Here is a 4175-nt window from a genome sequence, read left to right as displayed (position 1 = left end):
GAGTCGCGCGCGCGGGGCGGCCGCGGGCGCGGCGGCTCACTCCTCGCGCGGATCGCGCGCGAGCAGGCGTTCGACCGCGCCGCGCGCGTCGAGGCCGTGGTGGAGGAGGGCGTCGATGGCCTCGCAGATCGGCATCTCGACGCCGCGCCGGCGCGCGATCCCGACCACCTCGCGTGCGGTCGACACGCCTTCGGCGACATGGCCGAGCTCGCGCAGGATGTCGGCCAGGCCCTTGCCTTCGGCCAGCGCGAGGCCGACGCGGCGGTTGCGCGAGAGGTCGCCGGTGCAGGTGAGGATGAGGTCGCCCATGCCGGCCAGGCCCATCAGGGTCTCGCCGCGCGCACCGAGCGCGCGCGCGAGGCGGGCAATCTCGGCGAGGCCGCGGGTGATCAGCGCGGCGCGCGCGTTGAGCCCGAAGCCCATGCCGTCGGAGACCCCGGCGGCGATCGCCATGACGTTCTTGACCGCGCCGCCGACCTCGCAGCCGACGAGGTCGGTGTTGGCGTAGATGCGCAGGCGCGGCTGATGCAGCACGCCCACCCAGTGGCGGGCGAAGTCGGCGTCGTGCGCGGCGAGCGCGATCGCGGCGGGCAGGCCACGCGCGACCTCGGCGGCGAAGCTCGGGCCGGTGAGCACGCCGCTGGCGGCCCCGGCGCCGCACTCCTCGGCGACGATCTCGTGCGGCAGCTTGCCGGTGCCGGCCTCGAAGCCCTTGCACGCCCACAGCAGGGCGCGCCCAGGGGCGAGCCGGCGCAGCTCGCGCACCGTGGTGCGCAGGCCGGCGAGCGGGGTGACGACCAGGTGCAGGTCGGCAGCGACGGCGGCGCGCGCGAAGTCGGGCTCGACTGCGAGCGCGTCGCGCAGGCGCACGCCGCGCAGGTAGCGGGTGTTCTCGTGGATGCGGGCGATCTCGGCGAGCTGGTCGTGGTCGCGGCCCCACAGCACCACGTCGTGGCTGGCGGAGAAGGCCTGGGCGAGCGCGGTGCCCCAGGCGCCCGCGCCGAATACGGCGATGCGGCAGCGGCTCACAGTCCCCATACCTCGCTGGCGCGCACGAAGCCCTCGAAGCCTTCGACGTGGCGCACGCGCGCCCAGCCCTGGCTGGCGGGTTCGAGCAGCTCAAGGACGACGTGGCGCGTGGCCTCGAAGGCGGGCGCGGCCGACTCTGCCGGCGCGCGGCGCACGAGGGCGCGTTCCGCGGTGACGATGACCATCCGGCGTGTGCTGAGCGCGCTGCCCTCGACCCAGGCGAGGCCGCCCTCGGGGTCGCGCACGCGCAGCCAGCCGTCCTCGCGCACGACGATCTCGACCGGCGTGCCGGGACGCAGGCGGTACAGCGCCTCGGCGTCCGTCGCGGGCTGTGCTCGCAGCAAGGCCGCAGCACCGACGGAGCGGTATTCGATCGCCTGCGCGGCGACCGGGAGCGCCGCGCCGCCCAGGGTGGCCAGCGCGGCAAGGTTCAGGAGCGCGCGCCCGAGCGGCGCCGGCAGGGTTTGCGGGGACGGACGGCGCGCGCGCTTCATGCGGGAAGCCTCACTGGATGGGCACTTCGCCGGAGGCCTGCTCGACCGCCTGCTGGATGGCCTGCTGGCGTTGCGACTGGTAGAGCGACTCGAAATTGACCGGCGACAGCAGCACCGGCTGGAATCCGGCGCGGGTGACCGCGTCGGACACGGCCTCGCGGGCGTAGGGGAAGAGGATGTTGGGGCAGCCGATCATCATCACCGGCTCGAGCTCGCCCTCGGGGAGGTTGCGGATCTGGAAGATGCCGGCCTGGGCCACCTCGACCAGGAAGAGGTTGCGGTCCTCGCCGATGCGGGCATTGACGGTGACGGTCAGGGTGACCTCATACACGCCTTCCTCAACCACCTGGCCTTCGGTGCGCAACTGCACATTGACCTGCGGGGTCTCGCGCTCGAGGAAGATCTGCGGGGCGCCCGGCACCTCGACCGAGAGGTCCTTGACGTAGAGTTTTTCGATCGAGAAGACGGGTTGGGCGTTTTCGCTCATGAATCGGGTTCCGGTTGGGTTGGGTGCGGTCGCACCTGCGACCGCGAAAGGAAAGGGGAGATCGGGGCGGCTGCGGGACCTGCTCGGGCGCGCAACCGCGCTCAGGCAGCCTCGCCGCGCAGCAGCGGGTCGAGCTTGCCGGCGCGCTCGAGGGCGAACAGATCGTCGCAGCCGCCCACATGGTAGTCGCCGATGAAGATCTGCGGAACCGTGCGGCGCCCGCTCAGCTTCATCATCTCCTCGCGGCGCGAGGGGTCGAGGTCGACGCGGATCTTGTCCAGCCCGCCCACGCCCTTGTCGAGCAGCAGCTGCTCGGCGCGGATGCAGTAGGGGCAGGTCGCGGTCGCGTACATGCGGATCAGGGGCTGCATGCTCATTTCCTCTTGCGGCTGACGGGCTGCCCCGCCTTCTGCCACTCCATCATGCCGCCGCGCAGGTTGTAGATGCGGTTGAAGCCGGCCTTGCGCAGCGTGCCCGCGGCGCTGTTCGAGCGCGCGCCGGTGGCGCAGCACAGGATGACCGGGTGGTCCTTCCACTTCTCCATTTCCTTGCTGCGGCGCTCCATCTCGCCGGCGGGGATGTGGCGGGCATTGGGGATGTGGCCTTGGGCGTACTCGCCCTGTTCACGTACGTCGAGGACGATCGCGTCCTCGCGGTTGATGAGCAGCGTCGCCTCGACTGGCGAGAGCTGGGTGTCGTCGCCGCGGCTGCGGATGAGCTCGACCATGAGCCAGGTGCCCGAGGCGGCGGCGAGCGCGGCCCAGTACCAGTTCTGTTGCAGGAATTCCACTAGGGGGGTGCTCCGGTTGCGGGGGGTGGGATCAGCGTTCGTCCGCGTCTGGGGCGCAGAAGACCTCGCGCATCAGCACGATCAGTTGCAGGGTGCGCTCGTCGCCGACGCGGTAATAGACGCGGTTCGCGTCCTTGCGCGTCTGCAGCACGCCCTTGTCGCGCAGGATGGCGAGATGCTGGGAGATGTTGCTCTGCGAGGTGCCCACGGCGTCGACGATGTCCTGCACGCATTCCTCGCCGCTGCCGAGCACGCAGAGGATCTTGAGGCGCAAGGGATGTGCGATCGCCTTGAGCGCGCGCGCGGCGGTTTCGATGTGTTCGTGCTTGTCGATCAGGGTGGTGATTGCGTCTTTGTCCACGATGGGGCCGGCAGAATCAAAGCGCTAGTATAAAATAACGCGTTGTTCCGATGCATGAGAGATCTCGTGTCCGGAGGTGCGGCGCAGCGGGCTCCGTTCCGGGCCGGTTCATCGCATCGCCCGCGCTCATCGCATCGCCCCGCTCCCTCCCCGGTCCTGTCCGGATCTTCACTCGCAACCTTCCGCGGACTCCACCCCCGTTGTCACCCAGAAGCCTGAACCCGCTGATCGCCGGCGCGTGCCTCGCCACGCTCGTCGCCCTGGGCGCCGTACCCACCGCCGCGCTTGCCCAAGCCGGCGGTGAGATCGCCGAGCGGCGCTCCGACCTCGACGAGCTCAAGCAGCGCATCCGCGAGCTGCAGGACGAGATGGCGAAGGCCGAGGCCGAGCGCAGCACCGCCCAGAAGGCCCTGGTCGAGTCCGAGCGCGCGGTGTCGCGCGCGGTGCGCGAGCTCGGCCGCATCGAGGGCGAGCGCAAGGGGGCCGAGAAGCAGCTGGCGGTGCTTGAGGGCGAGCAGCGCGAGACCGCCGCGCGCATCGACGCGCGTCGTGGCGAGCTCGCCGACTGGGTGCGGCGCCATTACGTGCACGGCGCGGCCGACGGCGTGGCGCCGCTGCTGTCGGCGCGCGACCCGAACCAGCTCGTGCGCGACGCGCACTACCTCGAGCACCTCGGCCGTGCCCGCCTGGAGCTCATCGAAGGCCTGCGCACCGACCTCGCCGAGACCCGGCGCCGCGCCGACGAGATCGTCCAGCGCCGCGATCGCCTCGCCACGCTCGAGCGCGAGCAGCGCGGCCGCCAGCAGCAGCTGCAGACCGAGCAGTCGCGGCGCAAGGTCGCGCTCGCCGAGGTGAACCGCGAGCTGAAGGCGAAGAAGACCGAGGTCGACGCGCTGCAGCAGGACGAGCAGCGCCTCGGCAAACTCATCGAAACCCTCGCCCGCCGCGCGCGCCTGGCCGCCGCCCGCGAGGCCGCGCGCCGTGAAGCGGAGCAGCGCGAGGCCGAGCGCCGCG

The 4175-nt window shown here is 71.7% G+C and carries 7 protein-coding genes; 1 reads left to right on the top strand and 6 read right to left on the bottom strand.

Annotated features, from left to right (window positions below; all coding sequences use genetic code 11):
• Window positions 1–36 precede the first annotated feature (36 nt).
• The 6 genes from C667_RS20860 to C667_RS20835 form a co-directional block, all read right to left on the bottom strand.
• Complete coding sequence (locus tag C667_RS20860) at window positions 37–1038, bottom strand: NAD(P)H-dependent glycerol-3-phosphate dehydrogenase (RefSeq protein WP_211207739.1); 1002 nt, start codon at window positions 1036–1038, stop codon at window positions 37–39.
• Window positions 1026–1523: an SH3 domain-containing protein gene (locus C667_RS20855; RefSeq protein ID WP_004381877.1), complete on the bottom strand. Its 498-nt coding sequence runs from the start codon at window positions 1521–1523 to the stop codon at window positions 1026–1028. The genes C667_RS20860 and C667_RS20855 overlap by 13 nt, the downstream gene beginning before the upstream one ends.
• A gap of 10 nt (window positions 1524–1533) precedes the next feature.
• Window positions 1534–2010: a protein-export chaperone SecB gene (secB, locus tag C667_RS20850; RefSeq protein WP_004381876.1), complete on the bottom strand. Its 477-nt coding sequence runs from the start codon at window positions 2008–2010 to the stop codon at window positions 1534–1536.
• Between the two features lie 101 nt (window positions 2011–2111).
• On the bottom strand, window positions 2112–2381 hold the full coding sequence (gene grxC, locus C667_RS20845; RefSeq protein WP_004381875.1) for a glutaredoxin 3: 270 nt from the start codon (window positions 2379–2381) through the stop codon (window positions 2112–2114).
• A 2-nt stretch (window positions 2382–2383) separates the two neighbouring features.
• Entirely contained in the window at window positions 2384–2800 is a 417-nt protein-coding gene (locus C667_RS20840; RefSeq protein ID WP_004381874.1) for a rhodanese-like domain-containing protein, read from the bottom strand.
• 31 nt (window positions 2801–2831) lie between these two features.
• The gene (locus C667_RS20835) at window positions 2832–3161 is read right to left on the bottom strand and encodes an ArsR/SmtB family transcription factor (RefSeq protein ID WP_004381873.1); all 330 of its coding nucleotides are present in this window, start codon (window positions 3159–3161) and stop codon (window positions 2832–2834) included.
• 200 nt (window positions 3162–3361) lie between these two features.
• On the opposite strand from C667_RS20835, the gene C667_RS20830 reads away from it, so the two are divergent.
• Window positions 3362–4175: murein hydrolase activator EnvC family protein (locus tag C667_RS20830; RefSeq protein ID WP_004381871.1), on the top strand; the 814-nt coding region annotated here is incomplete at its 3' end.

Origin of the sequence: Thauera phenylacetica B4P, from assembly GCF_000310225.1 — a bacterium.
Taxonomy (GTDB): domain Bacteria; phylum Pseudomonadota; class Gammaproteobacteria; order Burkholderiales; family Rhodocyclaceae; genus Thauera; species Thauera phenylacetica.
This window is presented reverse-complemented; position numbering and strand designations above follow the sequence as displayed.